The 23,126-nt window shown below is 52.5% G+C and carries 20 protein-coding genes; 10 read left to right on the forward strand and 10 right to left on the reverse strand.

Annotation, left to right across the window (positions count from 1 at the left end; all coding sequences use genetic code 11):
• Positions 1 to 8 precede the first annotated feature (8 nt).
• Positions 9 to 380: a glycine cleavage system protein GcvH gene (gene gcvH, locus IMCC13023_RS06675; protein WP_007542619.1), complete on the forward strand. Its 372-nt coding sequence runs from the start codon at positions 9 to 11 to the stop codon at positions 378 to 380.
• 36 nt (positions 381 to 416) lie between these two features.
• Positions 417 to 3,209 carry an aminomethyl-transferring glycine dehydrogenase gene (gcvP, locus tag IMCC13023_RS06680; RefSeq protein WP_502685264.1) on the forward strand — a complete coding sequence of 931 codons (2,793 nt, stop codon included), beginning with the start codon at positions 417 to 419 and terminating at the stop codon, positions 3,207 to 3,209.
• Between the two features lie 108 nt (positions 3,210 to 3,317).
• Here the strand turns inward: gcvP and hutH are convergent, their stop codons facing one another.
• Genes hutH through hutU form a run of 3 tightly spaced genes read right to left on the reverse strand, consistent with a single transcriptional unit; the run spans position 3,318 to position 7,652 of the window.
• A complete protein-coding gene (gene hutH / locus IMCC13023_RS06685) occupies positions 3,318 to 4,835 on the reverse strand; it encodes a histidine ammonia-lyase (RefSeq protein WP_007542623.1) in 1,518 nt (505 codons plus the stop codon).
• A complete protein-coding gene (hutI, locus tag IMCC13023_RS06690) occupies positions 4,836 to 5,990 on the reverse strand; it encodes an imidazolonepropionase (RefSeq protein WP_007542625.1) in 1,155 nt (384 codons plus the stop codon).
• Complete coding sequence (gene hutU / locus IMCC13023_RS06695) at positions 5,991 to 7,652, reverse strand: urocanate hydratase (protein ID WP_007542627.1); 1,662 nt, start codon at positions 7,650 to 7,652, stop codon at positions 5,991 to 5,993. It lies immediately after the preceding gene.
• Positions 7,653 to 7,733: 81 nt separating this feature from the next.
• On the opposite strand from hutU, the gene IMCC13023_RS06700 reads away from it, so the two are divergent.
• From IMCC13023_RS06700 to purL, 5 genes are all read left to right on the forward strand, one after another.
• On the forward strand, positions 7,734 to 8,504 hold the full coding sequence (locus IMCC13023_RS06700; protein WP_040325544.1) for an IclR family transcriptional regulator: 771 nt from the start codon (positions 7,734 to 7,736) through the stop codon (positions 8,502 to 8,504).
• Positions 8,497 to 9,366, forward strand: a complete 870-nt coding sequence (locus IMCC13023_RS06705; protein WP_007542632.1) for an arginase family protein — start codon at positions 8,497 to 8,499, stop codon at positions 9,364 to 9,366. Before IMCC13023_RS06700 ends, IMCC13023_RS06705 begins: the two co-directional genes overlap by 8 nt.
• 145 nt (positions 9,367 to 9,511) lie before the next feature.
• Positions 9,512 to 9,760, forward strand: a complete 249-nt coding sequence (locus IMCC13023_RS06710; protein ID WP_040325588.1) for a phosphoribosylformylglycinamidine synthase subunit PurS — start codon at positions 9,512 to 9,514, stop codon at positions 9,758 to 9,760.
• A gap of 5 nt (positions 9,761 to 9,765) precedes the next feature.
• On the forward strand, positions 9,766 to 10,461 hold the full coding sequence (purQ, locus tag IMCC13023_RS06715) for a phosphoribosylformylglycinamidine synthase subunit PurQ (RefSeq protein ID WP_007542636.1): 696 nt from the start codon (positions 9,766 to 9,768) through the stop codon (positions 10,459 to 10,461).
• Positions 10,458 to 12,767 (forward strand): phosphoribosylformylglycinamidine synthase subunit PurL, encoded by a 2,310-nt coding sequence (gene purL / locus IMCC13023_RS06720; protein ID WP_007542638.1) that lies wholly within the window; start codon positions 10,458 to 10,460, stop codon positions 12,765 to 12,767. Before purQ ends, purL begins: the two co-directional genes overlap by 4 nt.
• Positions 12,768 to 12,786: 19 nt before the next feature.
• Here purL and IMCC13023_RS06725 read toward each other — a convergent pair whose 3' ends face one another.
• Complete coding sequence (locus tag IMCC13023_RS06725; RefSeq protein WP_007542641.1) at positions 12,787 to 13,026, reverse strand: DUF1059 domain-containing protein; 240 nt, start codon at positions 13,024 to 13,026, stop codon at positions 12,787 to 12,789.
• 583 nt (positions 13,027 to 13,609) lie between these two features.
• Here IMCC13023_RS06725 and IMCC13023_RS06730 point away from each other — a divergent pair.
• Positions 13,610 to 15,406 (forward strand): phosphoenolpyruvate carboxykinase (GTP), encoded by a 1,797-nt coding sequence (locus tag IMCC13023_RS06730; RefSeq protein WP_007542644.1) that lies wholly within the window; start codon positions 13,610 to 13,612, stop codon positions 15,404 to 15,406.
• A 179-nt stretch (positions 15,407 to 15,585) separates the two neighbouring features.
• Positions 15,586 to 16,389: an SDR family NAD(P)-dependent oxidoreductase gene (locus tag IMCC13023_RS06735; protein WP_007542646.1), complete on the forward strand. Its 804-nt coding sequence runs from the start codon at positions 15,586 to 15,588 to the stop codon at positions 16,387 to 16,389.
• Between the two features lie 60 nt (positions 16,390 to 16,449).
• Here the strand turns inward: IMCC13023_RS06735 and IMCC13023_RS06740 are convergent, their stop codons facing one another.
• Positions 16,450 to 17,793, reverse strand: a complete 1,344-nt coding sequence (locus IMCC13023_RS06740) for a dihydrolipoamide acetyltransferase family protein (RefSeq protein ID WP_007542647.1) — start codon at positions 17,791 to 17,793, stop codon at positions 16,450 to 16,452.
• Positions 17,793 to 19,979 carry an alpha-ketoacid dehydrogenase subunit alpha/beta gene (locus IMCC13023_RS06745; protein WP_007542649.1) on the reverse strand — a complete coding sequence of 729 codons (2,187 nt, stop codon included), beginning with the start codon at positions 19,977 to 19,979 and terminating at the stop codon, positions 17,793 to 17,795. The genes IMCC13023_RS06740 and IMCC13023_RS06745 overlap by 1 nt, the downstream gene beginning before the upstream one ends.
• A 145-nt stretch (positions 19,980 to 20,124) precedes the next feature.
• On the opposite strand from IMCC13023_RS06745, the gene IMCC13023_RS06750 reads away from it, so the two are divergent.
• A complete protein-coding gene (locus tag IMCC13023_RS06750; protein WP_007542651.1) occupies positions 20,125 to 20,658 on the forward strand; it encodes a VOC family protein in 534 nt (177 codons plus the stop codon).
• A 4-nt stretch (positions 20,659 to 20,662) separates the two neighbouring features.
• Here IMCC13023_RS06750 and IMCC13023_RS06755 read toward each other — a convergent pair whose 3' ends face one another.
• The 4 genes from IMCC13023_RS06755 to IMCC13023_RS06770 form a co-directional block, all read right to left on the reverse strand.
• Entirely contained in the window at positions 20,663 to 20,971 is a 309-nt protein-coding gene (locus IMCC13023_RS06755; protein ID WP_040325547.1) for a hypothetical protein, read from the reverse strand.
• A gap of 2 nt (positions 20,972 to 20,973) precedes the next feature.
• Positions 20,974 to 21,387 (reverse strand): cupin domain-containing protein, encoded by a 414-nt coding sequence (locus tag IMCC13023_RS07115; RefSeq protein WP_050816783.1) that lies wholly within the window; start codon positions 21,385 to 21,387, stop codon positions 20,974 to 20,976.
• A 125-nt stretch (positions 21,388 to 21,512) separates the two neighbouring features.
• Entirely contained in the window at positions 21,513 to 22,163 is a 651-nt protein-coding gene (locus tag IMCC13023_RS06765) for a GntR family transcriptional regulator (protein ID WP_007542658.1), read from the reverse strand.
• Positions 22,164 to 22,238: 75 nt separating this feature from the next.
• Entirely contained in the window at positions 22,239 to 23,036 is a 798-nt protein-coding gene (locus IMCC13023_RS06770) for an SDR family NAD(P)-dependent oxidoreductase (RefSeq protein ID WP_007542660.1), read from the reverse strand.
• Between the last annotated feature and the right edge of the window lie 90 nt (positions 23,037 to 23,126).

Here is a 23,126-nt window from a genome sequence, read left to right on the forward strand (position 1 = left end):
ATAAGAACATGGCAAATCCTGAGAACTTGAAATACACCAAGGAACACGAGTGGATCCTTATCCAGGACGATATCGCCACCGTCGGAATCACCAAGTATGCAGCTGACGCGCTTGGAGAAATCGTCTACGTGGACCTTCCAAAGGTCGGTAGCGTCGCCGCTCACATGAAGATTTGTGGCGAGATTGAGTCCACCAAGTCAGTTGGCGAACTCTACGCACCAATGGACGGCGAGATAACCGAGGTCAACGGCGCACTTGACCAAGCACCCGATCAGGTAAATCAAGATCCATTTGGGGATGGATGGTTGATAAAAATTCGTTATACCTCTTTGCCAGACCTTCTTTCATCGACCGAATACGACGCATTAGTTGGAGAGTAACTGTTGTTAGATCACCACAATTTTCGAAATCGCCACATCGGACCCAATGCTGCCCAGCAGCAGCACATGCTGGATTACCTAGGGATCAAAGACCTGGCGGAGCTAATGGAGGCTGCGCTTCCAGAAGCAATCCACTACAGAGGTGGCAGCACTCTTCCGGATGCCATCAGCGAGGACGAGGCTCTTGATCGCCTGAAGGGCATAGCTTCAAAAAACCACATAACTCAGACTTTCATTGGCCTGGGCTACTACGGCACCAGAACCCCCGGGGTTATCAAGCGCAACGTGCTAGAAAACCCAAGCTGGTATACCGCCTACACCCCCTACCAACCGGAGATCAGCCAGGGCCGTCTTGAGGGAATTCTAAACTTCCAGACAATGGTCACCGAACTAACCGGCATGAAGACAGCTAACGCTTCGATGCTCGATGAATCAACCGCAGTGGTTGAAGCGATGATGGTTGCTAAACGCAGCTCCGACAGCGATTCGAGCATTTTCTTCGTAGACAACGATCTCTACCCACAAACCAAGTCTCTGCTTGAGCACCGTGCAGAACCGCTTGGCATTGTCATTACCTACTTCGATCCAACCAAACTTGACCAGCTAGACCAAGAGTGCTTTGGCGCAGTGGTTCAGTATCCGGGAGCAAGCGGCCGGATCATCGACTTCGATGGTCTGTTTGCAAAGATCCACGAGTTCGGCGGTCTAGCCATTGCGAGCGCCGACCTAATGGCGCTTACCCTCTTGCGCTCACCGGGCGAAGCCGGTGCGGACGTTGTTTGCGGTACCACTCAAAGATTTGGTGTCCCGATGGGCTTCGGTGGCCCGCACGCCGGATACCTAGCCGTTCGTGAAAAGCTAGAGCGCACCATGCCCGGAAGGCTCGTTGGAGTGTCAGTGGACGCCGAAGGAGCTCCCGCCTATCGCCTGACTCTGCAGACCAGAGAGCAGCACATTAGGCGCGAGAAGGCAACCAGCAACATTTGCACCGCCCAAGTTTTACTGGCAGTGATGGCTGGCATGTATGCGGTTTACCACGGTCCAAAAAACCTCAAGGCGATTGCCCTAGAAATCCACCACAAGGCCTCGGCGCTCGCAGCGGTTTTGGAAGAAGTCGGCTTCAGCCTTCAGAACGGTAAGTTCTTCGACACCATAAGAATTACCGATACCGATGCTGAAAAGTTCTACCAAGCCGCTCGAGCCAAAGAGCTCACCGTATTGCGAGTTGACGACACCACAATCGGCATCTCGATTGATGAGAGCACCTCTTGGGATCACCTGGCAGAACTTGCCGGTGCTTTTGGGGCCAGAGCCCCTAGGCACGAGGATGCAACCGATCGCTTGAGAAACCACCGCACTAGCGCTTATCTTGAGCACCCGGTGTTCAACACTTATCACTCTGAGACCGCAATGATGCGCTACCTCAAGAAGCTTGCTGACTACGATTACGCGCTTGACCGGGGAATGATTCCACTGGGCTCCTGCACCATGAAGCTGAACTCGGTAACCGAGATGGAAGCTGTCACCTGGCCAGAGATTGCCAACCTGCACCCTTTTGCCCCTGCCGAAGACACCCAGGGCTACATGGAGCTCATCAAAGAACTAAGTAGCTGGCTAAGCGACATAACCGGCTACGAAGCGGTATCCCTGCAGCCAAACGCAGGTAGCCAGGGTGAACTAGCCGGCATGCTTGCAATCCGCGGCTACCACCGATCAAGGGGTGACTACCAGAGAAATATTTGCCTAATCCCATCCTCTGCCCACGGCACTAACGGGGCTAGCGCTGTCTTAGCTGGCATGGAAGTAGTTGTTGTCAGCTGCGATGCACAGGGAAACGTTGATGTTCTTGAGCTAAAGCAAAAGATTTCCGAAGCCGGCGACAAGCTTGCGGCCCTAATGATTACCTACCCGTCTACTCACGGTGTTTACGAAGAAGCAGTTGTTGAAATTTGCGACCTTGTTCATGCTGCAGGTGGCCAGGTCTACATCGATGGTGCAAACACCAATGCAGTTGTTGGCTATGCGAAGTTCGGTGAGTTCGGTGGCGATGTTTCACACCTGAACCTTCACAAGACCTTCTGCATCCCTCACGGTGGTGGCGGACCAGGTGTCGGACCGGTTGTTGCCAGGTCTCACCTTCAAGAGTTTTTGCCGGGCCACTCAATGGCTCAAATCGAGCTCCCAAATTACGGACCGGTTTCCGGTGCTCCATTTGGATCCCCAAGCATCCTGCCAATCTCCTGGGCCTATGTTCAGATGATGGGCAGTGAAGGCTTGATGCGTGCAACCGCAGTTGCGGTTCTAAGCGCAAACTACGTGGCCAAGAAACTCTCCGGCGCCTTCCCGCTCTTGTACACGGGAAAGAACGGACTGATTGCCCACGAGGCAATCATCGATATTCGACCGCTGCAGGCTTCGACTGGAATCGGTAATGATGACATTGCGAAACGATTGGTCGACTACGGATTCCACGCCCCAACAATGAGCTTCCCGGTAAACGGAACTCTAATGATTGAGCCGACCGAATCCGAGCCTTTGGAAGAGCTCGATCGATTCATCGATGCGATGTTGGCGATCAGGCAAGAGGCCCAGAAGGTTGAAGACGGCACCTGGAGTCTTGAAGATAACCCACTGGTAAATTCCCCTCACACCGCAAGCCAGCTCACCGGTGACTGGAACCACGCCTACTCGAGAGAGACCGCTGTGTTTCCGGTGGCTGGACAGTCAAAGGGGAAGTACTGGCCGCCGGTTAGAAGGCTAGATGGTGCCTTTGGTGACAGAAACCTCACCTGCACCTGCCCTCCTATCGAGAGCTTCATGACTAACTAGCCCCTCGAACCAACTGATCATTTATGATTTGCGCGACCATTTGCATTGCGAGAACGTGGGCTGCTAACTCGATGGTCAAACTATTCACACATAATTTAAATAGGGGACCTAATGGGACGCCTTCCAGCTAAAGCCGTTCATCAAAAACTGATTGCTGGCTTCTAGCTCGCCGCTTAACTCTCGGTCTGGACCCATGCCCATAACCTGTTCGCGCAACGAGGAGATAACAGCTCCGGTCCTACTTGCCGGAGCAAGCGGAGCACGTAATTCAACTGCTCGTGCGGCGGCAACCAGTTCGATAGCCATGATCCTGCGAAGGTTATCGACGGACTTTCTTAGTTTCCTGCCGGCATGCCAGCCCATGGAGACATGATCTTCCTGCATAGCCGAAGAAGGAATTGAATCAACGCTGGCAGGAACCGCTAGCCGCTTATTTTCAGAGACCATCCCAGCTTGAGTGTATTGAGCAATCATTAGCCCGGAATCAACACCGGCGTCATGAGCTAAAAAGTGCGGCAAGCCCCGGTTTCTGGAAACATCCAAGAACCGATCGGTCCTGCGCTCACTGATGGAACCTAGGTCCGCAACTGCAATTGCCAAAAAGTCGAGCACATAACCAACCGGGGCGCCGTGGAAATTGCCATTGGAGCTGACTTCACCGGTGGACAGCACAACCGGATTATCGATAATCGCGGCAAGTTCGCGGCCTGCTACCAACTGAGCATGAGAAAGCGTGTCTCTCACAGCACCGGAAACCTGAGGTGCACAGCGAAGCGAGTAAGCATCCTGCACAACCCCATCGCCGTGGCGATGGGAAGCAATAATCTCACTTCCCAAAAGCGCGCTGAACATATTGTTTGCGCTTACTGCCTGGCCAGGATGCGGACGAAGGTCCTGATGCAGCTGGCTTCGAAGCGTCTGGTCTGTACCAAGTTGACCCTCAACGCTCATTGCAGCAATCAAGTCGCCCTGATCAAGCAAAACTGAAAGGTCATGGCAGGCCATTATGAGCATGCCAAGCATGCCATCAGTGCCGTTTATCAGTGCCAGACCCTCTTTTTCCCTTAGCTCCACAGGCTCGATGCCGGCGGCTGCTAGGAGCGTGGCTACTGGCTTCTCTTGGCCATCCGGGCCATAGGCAGTGCCTTCACCCATCAGCACCAAAGCGCAGTGAGCGAGTGGCGCAAGATCTCCGGAGCAACCCAAGGACCCATACTCCAAGACCTTCGGTGTGATGCCAGCGTTCAGAATTGCTGCGTAGGTGGTTGCAATTAAGGACCTGACTCCGGTTTGACCCGAACACATGGTTTTTAGTCGAAGCAGCATTAGCGCTCGAACAACTTCTTTTTCAACCGGGTCTCCCATGCCTGCGGCATGCGAGCGAATAAGCGATTTCTGCAATTGCACCCGGTCTGCTTGCGGGATGTGCCGCTGAGCTAAAGCTCCAAACCCGGTGGAGATTCCATAAACCGGCTCCTTTGCATTCGCTAGTTCTTCGATGTGCTTGCGAGTAGCATCCATGGCGGTAATGGCCGCATCAGAGATGGTGATCTTTGCACCAAACCTTGCAACCGCAACCACGTCTTCAAGCGTCAGCCCACTGGTTGAAATTTCTACCTGGTTCATTTAGCGCCTCTCGTAGACTTTTCTGCCCTGCAGAAAGGTCTGGCTGATAACTGCGACCCCTGGCCGATAGGCCAGGTAGATGTGATTAGGTGCATCCAGCACCACAAAGTCCGCTCTTGAGCCAACCTCAAGCACTCCCTGATTGCCGCGAAGAGCCATCGCACCGCCCTTGGTGGCAGCCCAAATCGCTTGATCAACGCTAAAACCCATATCCCTGACCGCTAACGCGATGCAAAAGGCCATGGAGCTAGTGAAGCTTGAACCGGGATTGCAGTCAGTTGCAAGTGCAACAGCAATGCCTGCGTTCATAAGCTTGCCGCCCTGCGGGTAGGGGCTTCTTGTGCTGAACTCAGCACCGGGCAACAAGGTGGCCACGGTATTAGAGTTTTTTAGAAGTTCGATGTCGGCATCATCCAAAAAAGTGCAGTGATCAACCGATGCGCAATCAAGCTCGACCGCTAGAGCGATTGCTCCGATATTGGAAAGCTGGTTGGCGTGCATCCTGGGCTTTAGCCCAGCTTCAATGCCAGCACTTAGGACTTTTCTGGCTTGGGCAACACTAAAAGCCCCGGTATCGCAGAACACATCGACCCATTTGGCAGTGATGCTCTCCAGCATCTTGCCTGCAACCAGATCGGTGTATTCCTCAGGGTTGCTCCCTGCTGGCACAACGTGAGCACCCAAAAAAGTGACCTCGTCGGTGAACTCGCTGGCGATTTCGAGCGACAGCTTCTCGGTCTCAGTATCTAGACCGTAGCCAGATTTGATTTCGAAGGTTGTAATCCCGCTTGCGTATAGCTCCTGAACTAACCCTGCCGTGTTCGCTCGAAGTTCCTCGGCGGTTGCGCTCCTGGTTGCGCTAACAGTCGAATTGATGCCACCGGCCTCGTATTTCTTTCCAGCCATTCGACTTGCAAACTCTTCGGAGCGCTCGCCGCCAAATACCAAGTGAGAATGCGAATCAACAAAGCCTGGAATCACGGTCTGTCCCGTTAGATCGACTTCGGTCTCACAGGCTGGCGCATCTATGTTTTTACCCACCCAAGTTACCTGACCATCATCAACCACCATTGCAGCATCGGTAATTACAGTGAGCTCGCCTATTGCCTCAGCCGGTGAGACGAGAGTTGCAATGTTTCGATAGCAGGTTGACATCTATTCGGTGTCCAGCATCGGAATGTGGACGTGCTTTTCCCTAGCAACGCTTTTAGCTTCCGGGTAACCGGCATCAACGTGGCGAATAACACCCATGCCGGGGTCATTTGTCAGAACGCGTTGCAATTTTTGGGCGGCCAACGCTGTGCCATCGGCAACCGATACCTGACCGGAGTGAATTGAGCGGCCCATGCCAACCCCGCCGCCATGGTGGATCGATACCCAGCTGGCACCAGAGGCAACATTGATCATCGCGTTTAGTAGCGGCCAGTCAGCAATCGCGTCTGAACCATCGAGCATTGCTTCGGTCTCTCGGTAAGGAGATGCAACGCTGCCGCAATCAAGGTGATCGCGACCGATAACAATCGGTGCGGAAACCTCTCCGGTTCGAACTAGCTCATTAAATGCCGCGCCTGCTTTATCGCGCTCGCCGAAACCCAGCCAGCAAATTCTTGCTGGCAAGCCCTGGAATTCGACTCGTTCCTGCGCAAGCTTGATCCAGCGGTGCAGGTGCTTGTTTTCTGGGAATAACTCGAGAATCGCCTGGTCGGTTCGGTAGATGTCTTTTTTGTCCCCGGATAGCGCGACCCAGCGGAAAGGACCCTTGCCCTCGCAGAACAATGGCCTGATATACGCCGGCACAAAGCCCGGGAATTTAAAGGCATCTTTATAGCCGCCCTTCCTTGCTTCGTCGCGGATTGAATTTCCGTAGTCAAAGACTTCGGCGCCTTTGGCCATAAAGCCAACCATCGCTTCAACCTGCTTGGCCATCGCGGTTTCTGCGCGGTCGGTGAATTCGGCTGGACTCGACGCTGCATATTCTTTGGCGTCTGATAAATCGACTCCCTCAGGAATGTAATAAAGCGGATCGTGAGCGCTGGTCTGATCTGTCACGATGTCGATTGGAACCTCGCGCTTTAGTAACTCGGGAAAAATAGTTGCGGCATTGCCCACTAGCCCAACCGATATTGCCTTGCGCTGGTTCTTATATTTAGTGACCCGCTCGATGGCGTCATCGATGTCGGTTGCGATTTCATCCAGGTACCTGGTCTGAACTCGCTTTTGAAGTCTTGATTCGTCAATGTCAACAATTAGACAGACACCCTCATTCATGGTCACGGCCAATGGTTGAGCGCCGCCCATGCCTCCGCAACCTCCGGTCAGAGTTATTGTTCCTGCGAGGCTGCCGCCAAATCTCTTTTCGGCAACCGCGGCAAATGTTTCATAGGTGCCTTGCAAAATGCCTTGAGTTCCGATGTAAATCCAGGACCCGGCAGTCATCTGGCCATACATCGTGAGGCCCATCTTTTCAAGCCTTCTAAATTCTGGCCACGTTGCCCAGTCACCAACCAGGTTGCTATTGGCAAGGATCACTCTTGGTGCCCACTCGTGGGTTTGGAAAACGCCAACTGGCTTACCCGACTGCACCAGCATGGTTTCGTCGTTCTTTAGGTGGGTGAGAGTGTTGGCCAGAGCATCAAAGCTCTCCCAGTTTCTGGCGGCTTTTCCGCTACCGCCATAGACAATGAGTTCTTCGGGGTGCTCGGCAACCGAGGGGTCCAGATTGTTGTAGAGCATCCTTAGCGCAGCCTCTTGCTGCCAGCCCTGAGTAGTCAAAGTATTACCGGTTGCTGCTCTTACGGTACGCGCCATTGATGTCATAACTGAAGTTCACCGCTACGGAGAGATAACTTCAATCGAGGAAACAATAGTTGTGTCTGAGATTTCAGACATACTTGAAACATGAGCAAAGTCCCCGCGGCGGCCAGAACCCTGTCTCTTCTTAGGCTCATGGCCGAATTAGGCCAACCAACAACGGCAAACCGCCTCGCCCAAAAGCTAGAAATTCCAAGATCCAGCTGCTACCAGTTGCTGGAGGTTCTTGAATCTCAAGGCTTCGCCATTCACTTCACCGAAGACAAGCGTTGGGGGTTGGGGCTTGCCGCCTGGGAGCTTGGAAGCGCCTATAAGCGCCACGAACCATTGGAGAGACTCGCAAGACCAGTTATTACCAAACTCGTGGACGAGCTTTCCAAACGAGCGAACGTGGTTGGCCATCTTGGCGTGCTAGATGGCTCTGATGTTCTTTACTTGATAGAACAACGACCAATAAGAAGCCTGAAGCTGGTCACCGAAGTTGGCGTGAGGCTCCCTGCCCACCTAACCGCCTCCGGCAGATCGATGCTGGCCCACCTGGGTCAAAAACAGCTCATCGCCACCTTTGGTAGCGGTGAGCTTTCTAAAAGAACTTCACTTGGACCAAAAACCCTCAGGGAGCTAACTAGCTTGCTTGCAACCGAAGCAAAATCAGGCTTCGCCCTGGAGGTCGACGAAGTGACTCTTGGCTACGCCTCGGTTGGGGTTGCAATCTTGGATCGCCTAAATCATCCGATCGCCGGTTTAGCAATCACGTTGCAATCCCAAGAGCTAGAAAAGCTACAGTTAGAACAATTGGCTCTGGCTCTCTCAAGAGCAGCCGATGAGCTATCCGGAAGGTTTGGTCACAGTGGCTGAAGATCCCAAGTGGCAGCGAGCGAGCTCGCTCATCACCAATGCCGAATCAGTTATTGGCCTGATTGACATCCCTGCCCACAAGCTCTCAATTAGTCAAACCAATGCGCACCTGACCCCAAAAGCAATAAGAGAAGCACTGCAAAGGTTTTCCACCCACTCCTACACCGCGGACAAAAACATCGCTGTTCAATCAATTCAAGACTTGGGTGAAATAGCAAACCCGGAGCAAAACGAACAGCAGACAATAGACACTCTCAATGCCGCAAACAAAGAACTGACTATTGCCCTGGGTGGAGACAACTCGATCACCTACGCTGCCGCTCTAGGCGTTTATGGAGAAAAGCTTTCAACCGCGGGGCTAATTACCCTCGATGCCCACCACGATCTAAGAGACGGCAACTCAAACGGCAGCCCAGTTAGGCGACTGATCGAAGCTGGGCTAAACCCCAAACAAGTAGTTCAGATTGGAATCAACGACTTTTCCAATTCCTCAGACTACGAACAACTTGCTCACTCACTCGGAATCACGGTAATAACCAGAATCGAGGTTGCAAGAATCGGTATCGCTAGCGCTTGCAAGAAAGCACTTGAAATCGCCGGTGCCAGCCTGGGTCCGATTCACGTTGACCTTGATGTCGATGTCTGCGATCAAAGTGTGGTTCCTGCCTGCCCAGCAGCTGCGCCTGGCGGCATCTCAGCGTTCGAGCTTCGGCAAGCAGCGAGGCTCTTGGCTTCGAACTCCCTAGTTCGCGGTCTAGACATAACCGAGATCGACGCATCGAGGGACACCGAAGACCAAAGAACGATAAGACTCGGTGCTCTTTTGGTTCTGGAAGCAGTGGCCGGCCAGCTCAGTAGATAGCCAGCAACTCGAATCTGATGCGCCAACTGCGTGTGATTCGATTCATGCCAAAGCGGGCGATAAACTATTGGTAGTTGCGAGGTTGCAAGCAGCCAACAATCCGACCCGAAACTTGGCATCAGCCCAAGAAAACCGAAGGGGAAAAGTGCCAAAGATCATCGTCGAGATCATGCCGAAAAAGGATCTGCTTGACCCACAGGGTAAAGCGGTTGCAAATTCACTGCACCGCGAGGGCAAGAAAGAAATTACAGCTGTCCGCATTGGCAAGCGCATTGAACTGCACTTTGATCGCGAGATTACCGACCAGGACCTAGAAATGGCTAAGGGCCAAGCCGCAAACTTCCTCTCAAACGATGTCATCGAAGATGTCGTTGCCGTAACCAAAGAGGACTAAGACAGATGAAGATCGGTGTAATCACCTACCCCGGAACCCTGGATGACCGCGATGCTCAGAGAGCTATCAGGCTTGCAGGTGGAACACCGGTTCCGCTATGGCACGACGACGACGATCTCAAAAAAGTTGACGCAGTTGTTTTGCCGGGTGGATTTTCTTACGGCGATTACCTGCGCTGCGGAGCAATTGCAGCAAAGGCCCCAGCAACCAAAGAAGTCATTCGGTTGGCCGCAAAGGGCCTGCCGGTCCTGGGCATCTGCAATGGTTTCCAGGTCTTGGTTGAGTCGCATTTGCTGCCCGGTGGTCTGATCAGGAACGAAAAGCAACACTTCATTTGCCGCGACCAGAAGCTCCGAGTTGAAAACAACGAAACTGCTTGGACCAGCTTGTTTGAAAAAGACCAGGAAATCTTGATCCCCTTGAAAAACGGTGAGGGTGGCTACATCGCAACTGACGACACCCTAAAAATGTTGGAACAAGAAAACAGAATTGCCTTCCGCTATGTGGAAAACAACCCCAACGGGTCAATGAATGACATTGCCGGAATCACCAACGAACGCGGCAATGTAGTTGGTCTGATGCCTCACCCAGAGCACGCGGTCGAAGCAGGCTTTGGTCCAGACACTCCAACAGCAATGCGCTCGGGCATAGACGGGCTTTTGTTCTTTGAAAGCGTTCTAAAAATGGTGGTGAATTCTTGAAGTTTTTCAACTCAAAAACACTAGAGCCAAGCGGCGTTGACACGACAGATAACGCCAGCACCGAACCGGATAAAGAACAGCCCTGGCAAGAACTCGGCCTCAAACAGGACGAGTATGAAGAGATAAAAAACATCCTTGGCCGCAGACCAACCTCTTCGGAACTTGCGATGTATTCGGTGATGTGGTCCGAGCACTGCAGCTACAAGTCCTCAAAGATTTACCTTCGTCAGTTTGGCGAAAAAGTAACTGACGAGATGAAAAAATACCTCATGGTTGGCATGGGTGAAAATGCCGGCGTAGTGGACATCGGCGAAGGCCTAGCGGTCACCTTCAAGGTTGAAAGCCATAACCACCCCAGCTTCATAGAGCCTTTCCAGGGCGCAGCAACCGGTGTTGGCGGAATCGTCCGTGACATCTTGTCAATGGGTGCAAGACCAATTGCAATCATGGACCAGCTTCGCTTCGGTGCCCCTAATCACCCTGACACTGCGCGCGTGGTCCACGGCGTAGTCGATGGAATTAGCTTCTACGGTAACTGCCTTGGCCTCCCAAACATCGGCGGCGAAACAGTCTTTGACTCGGTTTATCAAGGCAATCCCCTTGTGAACGCACTATCCATTGGCTCAATGAAGCACGAAGACCTCAAGCTTGCCAAGGCTTCAAACCCGGGCGACTTAGTGATTCTCTTCGGAGCAAGAACCGGCGCCGATGGAATCGGCGGCGTTTCGGTTCTAGCCTCAGAAACCTTCGAATCAACCGGTCCAACCAAGCGCCCAGCAGTTCAGGTCGGTGACCCATTTGCCGAGAAGGTCCTAATTGAGTGCTGCCTCGAGCTGTTTCACGCGGGAGTGGTTGCTGGAATTCAAGACCTAGGTGGTGCCGGGATCTCCTGCGCTACGTCAGAACTTGCTTCAAACGGTGGCAAGGGCATGAGAGTGCAGCTAAAGAATGTGCTGCTTAGGGACGAATCGCTAACTCCAGAAGAAATTCTGATGTCAGAGTCTCAAGAGCGCATGTGCGCAGTGGTTCCTAAAAAGCGCCTAAAGGAATTTGAAAGCATCGTGAACAAGTGGGAGGTTGAATACTCAGTACTTGGAGACGTCATCGACGAAGATCGCCTTTACATTAACTGGGGTCACGAAGAGATCGTCAATGTCCCACCAAGGACCGTGGCCCACGATGGCCCGGTCTATGAGCGCCCAGTTGCCTACCCTGCTTACCAAAACGAACTCAATGAAAATAGCTCGGCAAAGCTTCCAAGAGCCAAAAACGCAACCGAGCTAGCAACCCAGCTCATGCAGCTAATTGCAACCCCCAACCAGGCCGACAAGAGCTGGATAACGGCTCAGTATGACAAGTACGTGGGTGGCAACACTGCGCTTTCGATGCCGGATGATTCCGGCATGATCCGAGTCTCTGAAGAATCAGGCCTTGGGGTTGCACTGGCAACCGATGCCAACGGGAAATACGCCTACCTAAACCCCTACGAGGGCGCCAGGCTTGCATTGGCCGAAGCCTATCGAAACGTTGCAGTCACCGGAGCAGTGCCAAGAGCGGTAACTAACTGTCTAAACTTTGGCTCTCCTGAAAACCCAGAAGTGATGTGGCAATTCAAAGAAGCAACCGCCGGTTTAGCTGACGCCTGTCTTGAATTAGGCATACCAGTCACCGGAGGAAACGTCAGCTTCTACAATCAATCGGGTGATGTGGCAATCTACCCGACCCCGGTAGTCGGTGTCCTAGGTGTCATTGACGATGTCGCAAGAAGAATCCCCTCAGGATGGCAAGATGACGGCAATAACATTTATCTTCTCGGAACCACCTATGACGAACTAGATGGCTCAGCTTGGGCCAAAGACATTCACGACCACCTGGGTGGTCAGCCGCCGAAGTTGGACTTGGCAAAAGAGAAGTTGCTTGCGGACTTGTTGCATGGGGCAAGCATTCAGGGCCTTATTGAATCCGCCCACGATCTTTCCGAGGGTGGTCTTGGAATCGCAGTCCTAGAAGCATCACTTCGGTTCAACGTCGGTGCCCGAATCTGGCTCGGTGACGTTCTTGACCGCGATGGCATCGACCAAACAACAGCTTTATTCTCAGAGTCTCAAACCAGGGTGCTTGTAAGTGTTGGCCGAGAGGACGATGTGAAGTTCCAGGCCCTCTGCGACGCAAGAGGTGTGCCTTGCCTTCGAATCGGTGTTACCGATGCAACCTCAGGGCTGGTTGAGATCAAGGACATTGCAGATTTGAAGCTTGACGATATTCGTCAGGGCTGGTCCGGTGTGATGTCTGGTTTGTTTGGGTAAAGTTTTCTAGCTATTGAGGCTACTCACCATCGTCGGGCAAAAGCTGAAAGAGCTCCATCTTGGCGTTCATCCACTCTTCAACGTGCCCAGATTCCAGGATGGTCATCATCTCCGCCATGGCGTCAAGATGAGGTTGATCTGCTAGAGCGACCATCTCGGCGCCATGCTGTTGGCTCTGACTGGCCACCTCTTCGAAGGTCGAACCTCGAAATGCCTGACTGCAGGCTCCGCCGAGTTCTTTGCAACTAATAGTTTTCATTGGGCAAAAGTCTAAAGCTTTGCTGTTTTGAAGTCACTTTTAAGTCAGTCTTTGACTTAATTCGATCAGCGTCTTGATAATTCACGAACGTGCCTCGGAGAATACCCGGTTCAAAAGTTCTGGCTGGCATACTGAAGTCATACCGTTTATCAAAGATGATTGTGGGGGCCAAATGATCAGTTACTGTCTTTCTCTGTCCACAACCGCTGGCGCATCAAAAGCCAGCCTCCTTTGCGTGGCAAAAGTCGCGCCTTCATTCATTTCAAGGTCATTTGTCGCAAAGCGATATCAAAATTTGGGTCCTCTGACCGTTTAAAGGTGCTTCGGTCGCTAACGATCCACTCGCAACACTCTCCAGCAACTCATCACCCTTTGGCTCTGATGTATACAACCAAAGCCTTTTTACTGGCATAACTGCCTATATTTGCAAACTTTCACCCTGATTGGATACAATAATGTCAAACCCCAAAGGTTTCTCCTTTCTCGCGAAACCCAACTGCGAGTCTCAAACAGCTGCCGACACCTTGGCACACACATTTACCGCAAGCGTTAGCCTGAACTTAGAAGCACAAGGAAGTTTTTTATGTCACTGTCGACACTGAAGCGTTGGGTAACCGAGGTTGCCGATCTCACCGATCCAACCGAAATAGTCTGGTGCGACGGCTCTTACGCCGAAGGCCAAAAAATCAACGCACTGCTGGTTGAAAACGGGACTTTCGAAAAGCTAAATCCAAAGATTAGACCTAACAGCTTTATTTCCCGCACCGACCCTGCCGACGTAGCAAGAGTCGAGTCCAGAACGTTTATTTGTTCCAAAAACGAAAGGGACGCAGGCCCAACTAATAACTGGGTTGAGCCCGCAAAAATGCGTACTGAACTCAATGAGAAATTTGCTGGCTCCATGCGGGGTCGCAGGATGTATGTGATTCCGTTTTCGATGGGACCGCTCAACTCACCGCTTGCTCGCTACGGGGTTGAAATAACTGACTCCCCGTATGTCGTGGCATCGATGCGAATCATGACTAGGGTCAGCGACAAAATCGTGGACAAGATTGCCGCTGGCGCGGACTGGGTCCCAGCGATCCACTCAGTTGGTCAGCCACTGATTGATGACCAGGGCAACACCGTTGCCGACACCCCATGGCCCTGCAACCCCGAAAACGTTTACGTAGTTCAGTTCCCAGAGACACGAGAGATCTGGTCCTTCGGCTCTGGCTACGGCGGCAATTCATTGCTTGGCAAGAAGGCCATGGCGCTTCGCATTGGCTCTGTCCTTGCGCGCGACGAAGGCTGGCTAGCTGAGCACATGCTGCTAATCAGAATTACCACCCCGGAAAAAAAGAAGTACCACTTGGCAGCTGCGTTCCCTTCAGCCTGCGGTAAGACAAACCTTGCGATGTTGCAGTCTCAAATGCCAGGTTGGAAAGTCGAGACCCTGGGCGATGACATTGTCTGGATGGCTCCAAATGACAAAGGCAAGATCCGGGCAATCAACCCAGAAAATGGTTTATTCGGAGTCGCACCGGGTACAGGAATCTCAACCAACAAAGTTGCAGTTGATTCAATGCGCGAGGGCGCCATTTTCACTAACGTTGCCACCACTAAAGACGGAGACGTCTGGTGGGAGGGTCTTACCGATGAGGTTCCAGACAATCTAACTGACTGGAGGGGCGACCCGTGGGACAAGGACAGTGGGGAAACTGCCGCCCACCCAAATGCCAGGTTCTGTTTGCCGATTGATCAGGTAACAAGCCTCAGTGACAACTGGGCAGATTCAGAGGGTGTTGAACTGGATGCGATCTTGTTTGGTGGCAGAAGAGCCACCAACGTGCCGCTGGCCGTTCGATCCCTGAACTGGCAGCATGGCGTTTTCTTAGGAGCAACCATTGCCAGTGAGCAAACTGCCGCTGCCGAGGGTCCAATCGGAATCCTTCGACGCGATCCATTCGCGATGTTGCCATTCTGTGGCTACAACATGGGTGACTACTTTGGTCACTGGTTGTCCTTCGCTGAAAAGCTAGATCCGGCTAACTTGCCAACCATCTTCCAGGTGAACTGGTTTAGAAAAGATGAAGACGGCAAGTTCATCTGGCCGGGATTCGGCGAGAACATGAGGGTACTGCAGTGGATCGTGGGGCAAATTGAGGGCAAGGACTCCTCAGTCGCAACCCCAATTGGCTTGGTTCCAAAAGCTGATGCTCTAAATACCGAGGGGTTGCAGCTCTCAGAGGGGCAACTCGCTCAACTGCTTGCGGTTGATAAAGACACTTGGAGCCACGAAGCCGGTGAAATTGCGGGATTCTTTGAGAGCTTTGGCGACAAAATGCCGGAGGAGCTGAAGGTCGAACTGCAAAACCTAGAGAGCAGACTTCGGGCCTGATAAGCCCATGCTTTTTGGGCTTTTTATCCGCTTCGAAAACAGGTAACGATTCCCTAAAGTTTGTTCTGTGAAAGGCTCTTGTTGTTCTGTCAGGGTTTACACTAATCTCGGAACGTCGTAAAAATTAATCTAGATTTCTTACGCCAAAATGATCGAGCTTCAATGAGGAAGGAACAACGATGGACAAGACAAGACTGGCCGGCAAAAAGGCCCTTATTACCGGAGCCGCCCAAGGAATGGGTGCTGCAATAGCCAAGCACTGGGCAGCCCAGGGCGCGGAAGTTTGCCTCGGAGACCTTAACATTGAGGGCATCAAGGCCGTTGCCGATGAAATCATTGCCGATGGTGGCAAGGCCACCTACATCAAGCTTGATGTTGCCAGCGAGGAAGACGCCAAGGCGGCCGTTCAGCACACCGTTGACACTTTTGGTGAGATCAACCTTCTTCTGAACAACGCAGGCATCAACAAGCCGCTGTTCTTCTTAGACATCACCAAGGAAAACTTCGACTTACTGAACAAAGTAAATACCTGGGGATCCCTAAACGTTATGCAGAAGGTCGCCCAGCAGATGAAGGATCAGGGCAAGCGCGAGTACCCATACAAGATCCTCAACGTTGGCTCAATTCTTTCTCGCGAGGCTTTCGATGACGTCACCGTGTACACAATGACAAAGCACGCGATTCTTGGTCTAATCAAGGCGGGTGCCAAGTCACTTATTGAGCACAACATCACCGTCAACGGCTACGGCCCAGGGGTTGTTCGCACCGAAATGTGGGAGCAGCTAGACAAGGACCTAGTCGAAATCGGCAAGTTCGAGAAGCGGGGACAGTCAATGGATGACATCGCTGAGAACATGATTCTTATGAAGCGCTACAGCTACCCAGAGGACGTAGTTGGAACTGCTTCGTTCCTAGCAAGCCCAGAGTCTGACTACATGACCGGTCAGCTTCTAATGATCGATGGCGGAATGGTCATCCAGTAATTTAGACAATAAAAAAATCCCCCCAAAAGGTAGCCGCCTTAGGGGGGATTTTTTTATGCGCTAGATAAGCATTGTTAGAGGATTCTCGATCCTTGCCTTGAAGGCGGCTAGCCACTGAGCAGCCAACGCACCGTCAACCGCTCGGTGGTCAGCAGATAGCGTCACGCTCATGATGGTGGCGATAGTTATTTCACCATCCACAACCACTGCCTTCGGCCCGGCTGCACCGACGGCCAAAATACCCGACTGCGGAGGGTTCAAGATTGCCGAGAAGCTAGAGGTGCCATACATGCCCAAGTTGGTGACAGCAAAGCTACCCCCATTTAGTTCTTCTTGGCGAAGCTTGCCTGCTCTTGACCTTTCGGCCAAGTCAGTGATGGTCCTTGCAATGTTGCTAAGTGACCGTTTTTCAACGCCTCGGATAACCGGAGTGAGCAAACCACCTTCGGTTGAGACTGCGATCGAAATGTCAACTGACTCGTACTTGATCATGGCGTCTGGTCCCCAGACAACATTCGCTTCTGGGACATCCTCAAACGCTGCAGCGACGGCTCTGACAACCATGTCGTTGACCGAGATCTTGACCTGTGAGCTTTCGTTGATCTTCTTACGCAGTGCAAGTAGTTCATCCACTTTGCAATCTGCGTTTAGGTAGAAGTGCGGGACAGTGCTCTTGCTCTCAGTGAGCCTTCTGGCAATTGCCTTACGCATCGAAGTATGAGGAACCGTTGAGTAGGTGGATGAGTACTCCTGGCTCGCAAGCTCCTTAGAAGCACTTGTGCTCACTGGAGCTGCAGCCTGAGTAGCCACTACTGGGCTTGCTGCGGCATGCACCACTACTGGCTCAGCGGCAGTAGCTCCGTTTGCAACGCTTGCTTCAACATCGCGTCTGACAACTCTTCCGCTTGGGCCGGTGCCGGTGATCTGACTCACATCGACGCCAGCATCCTTGGCTAGCTTTCTGGCAATAGGAGACACGCGCTGTCTCCCGGAAGCCGGCACGGTTTCAGCTGGAACAGCTGGTGAGGTATCTGTGGCGGTGCCAGTTGGAGTTGCGACTGGCTCGGCAACAGGGCTAGCGACAGGGCTAGCAACCGGAGATGCGGCTGGTGGCACTGGTGCCTCTGCAACTGGAGTCACTTCTTCTGGAGCAACAGCGCTCTCGCCTGCTTCACCAACCATGGCAATGGTGCTGCCGACTTCCATCTCATCGCCCGGCTTGCCAATGAGCTCCAAAATAGTTCCGGCAGTTTCTGCTAAGAGCTCTACGACTGCCTTATCGGTTTCGATTTCAGCTATTTGCTGGCCAACGACAACCTGGTCGCCAACGGCGACCTGCCAGCTAGAGATGACTGCGTGGGTTGCACCTGCAGCAACCTCGGGAAGTTTGATTTGTGTGGCCATTAGTTTTTGCCAAACCCTTCCTTCACGAGGTTCAAGCCTGCCACCACTTCTTCAAGGCCTGCGATAGATGCTCGCTCTAGAACCTTGGAGATGCTTGGTGATGCTTCACGTCCGTGAACTCGTTGAACTGGCTGATCCAAGTGGTCAAAGAACCTGCGCTGTATCTCGTCGGACAGCCACCCGCCGTAGCTGGTGCCCTGAACGCCCTGCTCGACTATGACAACACTGTTGGTCTTCTTGATGCTCTCACCAATGGTGTCCCAGTCAATGCTCGCGCGGTCTAGCCAGCGAAGATCGATTAGTTCGCCATCTAGCCCGGTCTGGTCAAGAGCTTCCTTGGTGATGTTAACCATGTTTAGGTAGCTAAGAATTGTGGTGTCTTTTCCTTCTCTAACAACTCGTGCCTTGCCAAACTCGATGTGGTAGTCAAGGTCGTCGGCTGGAATCAGACCACGCTGGGTGTAAAGATCCACGTGCTCGATCATCAAAACTGGGTCTTCCATCTTTAGCGCAGCGTTCATGAGACCGATGTAGTCAAACGGGTTGCTGGCTGCGACTACTCGCCAACCAGGGGCAGTAGCAAAAATGCCGGCTGGGTCCATTAGGTGCTGAGAACCATAGCCCGAACCCATTGCAATCTTGGTTCTTAGAACCAATGGCACTGGGTTCTGACCACCAAACATGTGTCTGGCCTTACCGATCTGATTGAAGACCTGGTCGGCTGCCACCCAGAGGAAATCCGGATACATGAACTCGACTACTGGGCGAAATCTGCCGTCCATGGCCATTCCGCCGCCAAGACCTGCAAAGGCGTTCTCGCTAATTGGGGTTCCAAGTACTCGGCCGTCATATTTATCTGGCAGGCCCTTGGTCGCACCGTTGGTTCCACCCTTTAGGCGATGCACATCCTCACCCAAAATAATGATTCGGTCATCAAGCTCCATTTGACGATCCATGCCCTTGGCCATGGCGTCAACAAAACGAATATCCGTTGTTTCTCCGGTGTAAGAGTCCTGCTCAAGAGTCTTAGCTCCAGTAAGCTCTGAAAGATCCGAGCGCAGTCCGACGTCAACGAAACCGGCGTCAGGCCAAAGGTTAGCCTTGATTTTTCTAGCTCCCGGCTTTCCGTCGAGATCTGGTTCTAGCAATTCAAGTGCGACTAGCTCCATTGCGGCAACTGCTTGCTTCCTGGTGTCAGCGACTTGCTCCTGAGTGATCAAACCGAGTTCGATCATCTCGTTGGCAACCTTGTCCAGTGGGTCACGGCTTCTCCAGTGCTCTTCTTCTTCCTTCGAGCGGTATCCGAAGGCACTTCCTGGGAAAGCTCCGTTCTGGTGGAAGAATCGGTAGACCTCTGCTTCAACAACCGCTGGGCCCTTGCCAGAGCGAACATGCTCCTCAACTTCTTGCATGACGTGCCAAACGGCAAGTGGATCCATGCCGTCTACGCGCCAGCTAGGAATACCGAAACCAACTCCGCGACCGCTTAGGCGATCTTCCTTGGTTGCCTCAGCAACCGTGGTTGAAACCGCGTAGAGGTTGTTCTCAATGAAAAACACCAATGGGACGTCCCACGCTGCAGTTAGGTTCATGCTCTCAAGCACGCTGCCTATGTTTACAGCTCCGTCTCCGAAGTAGCTGGTTGTCATATCAGTGGTTCCGGCTCGCTTCTGTGACCATGCGTTACCAGCTGCAAGCGGAACACCGCCGCCAACAATCGCGTTGGTTCCCAGTGCTCCTGCTTCATGCCACTGAAGGTGCATGGAGCCACCGCGGCCCTTGCAATATCCTTGGGCAAGCCCAAGGATCTCAGCGGCAGTTTTCTGCAAAACTTCTTGGACCTGGCTGGTTACAAGGTTTGTCACATCTAGTTGCGGTGCTACGTAGGCAATTGCCTTAGCTAAGAATTGGTGGTGGCCTCGGTGGGATCCATTGATGGCATCGGTCGGGCGCATGCCGACGATGGAACCTACTGCTCCACCTTCTTGACCGACAGATGAGTGAGCGGGACCGTGGACCAGACCCTCACCGGCGATGTCAAGAATCGCCTCTTCGAATGCTCTGATTAGGTGCAGCTGACCGAGCATGGTCTCGAGTAATTTGGGGTCAGCGTTTTGGTAATCCTGCTTGGTGGTTTTGATCTCCACCCATGGCTCTAGGGGATCTAGTTGAATGCGTTCGGTCATCGATGACTCCGTAAAGAATATTGATTGGCTATTGATACTAATTTAGCGTGATTGGATACATTACTACAACCACTAACCCAAAAAAGCGTGCAAAAAGCGCTTTTTATCAGTAGTTTGTATCCAATAGCTAGCAGATGGGCAGGTCATGAAAAAGGGAATTCCTGGAATAAGGGGCACCGATCACGTCGGTTTCAACGTGCCGGATATCGAGCAAGCAACCAAGTTTTTTGTCGAGGTAATCGGTTGCGACTACATCTACAAGCTGGGGCCTTTCCAGTCCGATGACAACTGGATGAAAACACAACTAAACGTTGACCCCAGAACAGTGATCAAGCAGAATCGTCACTTTCGACTAGGCCACGGCACCAACTTTGAAATCTTCGAATACCAATCGGTAGATCAAACCCCGATGCCTCAGCCTAAAAACAGCGATGCCGGTGGTCACCACCTCGCCTTCTACGTAGACGACCTGGATATTGCAATTGAGCACCTGAAATCTCATGGCGTTGAGGTTTTGGGCGAACCGGTCTCAAGCAAGGCATTTGCCACGGGCCAGCGTTGGATTTACTTCTTAGCACCCTGGGGTATGCAGTTCGAACTTGTCAGCTACCCGAACGGCAAAGAGTATGAATCAGATGCTCCCGTAAAGCTCTGGTCTCCAAAAACTCCTGCGGAGTAGCCTCTTAGTCGACCCTCATTGTTACCTGACAAATCTTGAAGCCCTCCGGACCTGCCACCACCGAAGCGGCTCCGCCACTGGCCAGAGTCATCGACATGTCTTTCTTGAACTCGAATGTTGAGCCATCCGGGATAGTCGCAACAAAGGAGCCTTCAATCACAAAAACGCCGTGCTCTTCGCCGTCAGTCGAGAACTCGAGAGTTTCACCGGGAGTTGCATCAACTACTTTGATGGCCTTCCAGGGTCCCGCCATGATTTCAGTGATGTTGGTTACATCGGTCTCGTAGAGGTTCACTCGTGGGTTATAACTCATGACTAGAGCTCCGATTCTTCAGAGGGGCTGTATTCAGGAAGTGCGTTAACGATCTCCGGCGGCAGCGCCTCAACAACGAAGAACTCCAGGGTCTCATCTCCAATGGTCTCGATTGCATGCTTGCCGTTAAGCGGAGTCATAATTAAATCCCCAGGACCAACCTCAAAGTGTTCACCGTTATATTTCATCATTCCGCGTCCGCGAATAATGAAATAAATTTCTTCGGTTCGGGAGTGGACGTGCTCGCCGACCGCTGCGCCCGGCTCAAGGCGATTGTGCTCGAAGGAGTCCCAGGCAGCGTGCATCATCAGCCCTGTAACGAATCGCTTCCAGCGAAGGACACCCCGTCCGCCGTGGACACCATGAATCTGACTGGGGGAGCCGGTATCGGCAATAATTATTGGAGTGCTAGCCATTGCTTCCTCTCAAAATCGCTTCGACGCGACAATCATTCCAGTCTAGTAAAACGTTTCCGATGAGAAAAAAGTTGGGCAATTAGCCTCCGGTTGGGCTCTAATTAGACTTGAATCGGCTTCGATTCTTAGTCAAAAATCTCTGGGTGTGCGACCAGCGACTTGCGGGTGCGGCGAATGTGAGCGCCCAGAATTACTTCTAGCTCATCCAAGTCGCCACGAACCAAAGTGTCCAGAATTAATCGGTGCTCTAGGTGGGTGACGCTGTCTTTTTCGAGTCCGCTTAGCTTCACGAATGCTCGACGGTAATGCTGAGTGGTGTTCCAAAGACGCTCCACTAGGTCCTTGATCATTCCGGCAGGTCCATGCGAGTAGGAAAGCAGGTGAAATTCCCTGTCGAGCCTCAAGAACTGGGCGACATCGTCACAAGATTCCATCTGTTCTAAGAGTTTTTGTAATTCGACAATTGTGTCTGGATGCATCTGCTCTGCGCTTCGGCGTCCGAGAAGCGGCTCCAGTTTCTCGCGAATGAGATAGGCCTCTTCGCACTCGGTTTTGTTTAGTTTAGATACCCAGGCACCGGTGTTGACAACGATTGTTACCAGTCCGTCTGCTTGCAGACGACGCAGTGCGTCTCGGACCGGTAGCCGGCTGGCACCAAATTCGACTGCCAGTTGCTCTTGCAGGATTCGAGACCCCGGAAGTAGGTCGCCGGAAAGAATTTGCGCACGGAGCTCATTGGCGATTTTCTCGCTTGAGCCTCGGTCTTTTTCCTCCACGCTGGTCTCCTTCGGTTATCAGACAGAATCTTAGCCTCTTCAGTTGGCTGAGATATCTAGCTACTTACTCCTTAGCTACTGAGCAGTGTGGCCGCCATCGATTATCAACTCGGTTCCGGTTACGTAGCTGGATTCATCGCTCGCGAGAAACAATGCCCCGAAGGCGACTTCCCTTGCGGTACCAAGGCGACCAAGAGGAGTCTTGGCGACAATCTCCTGGGTCATGGACTTATCCTGTGCCATCACCAGAGGGGTTGCGATGATCCCCGGATGAATTGAGTTAGAGCGAATACCATCCGGTGCGTAGGTGAGGGCAACATTTTTGCTGAGGGCCCGAACCGCTCCCTTGGATGCGGTGTAGGCCGCAACACCGACTGCACCGACCACTCCCCACATAGAAGAGTTGTGAACAATTGACCCCTTGCCGGCAGCACGCATGTGCGGCAAGACCGCTCTGGTTCCCAGGAACACACCATTTAGGTTGATGTCCAAAATCTTGGTCCAGTCGTTCAGCTCAATAGTTTCAATACCTTCGTATGACCCAACAATGCCAGCGTTGTTAAACAAAATATCTATGTGCCCGGCTTCTTTAATGATCTGACTTACGACGTTTTCCCAGGCAATACCGTCTGTCACGTCATGGGGGACGAAGCTGATCTCGAGGTCAGTAAAAGCTTCATCTAAGCTCAGGTCAAGGACATAAACCTTTGCCCCCTGCTCAGCAAAAAGCTCTGCAGTCGCGCGTCCAATGCCTCTGGAGCCACCAGTCACAATCGCTACCTTGTTTGCTAGTCTCATGTATCTGCCATTTCTGGACCATCTGCGCTGAAGATGAGCCTGGTTGGAGTATTCGATTGCATACAATCCTTGCATTTTTTCTGCAATTCAGCCGACTTTAGGCTTTGCATTAGCTAAAATGTATCCAATTGCCCAATTTCAACTTGCAGCAAGTAGTTGGTAGGT

The sequence above is a fragment of the Candidatus Aquiluna sp. IMCC13023 genome, from assembly GCF_000257665.1.
In the GTDB taxonomy this organism is placed as follows: Bacteria; Actinomycetota; Actinomycetes; order Actinomycetales; family Microbacteriaceae; genus Aquiluna.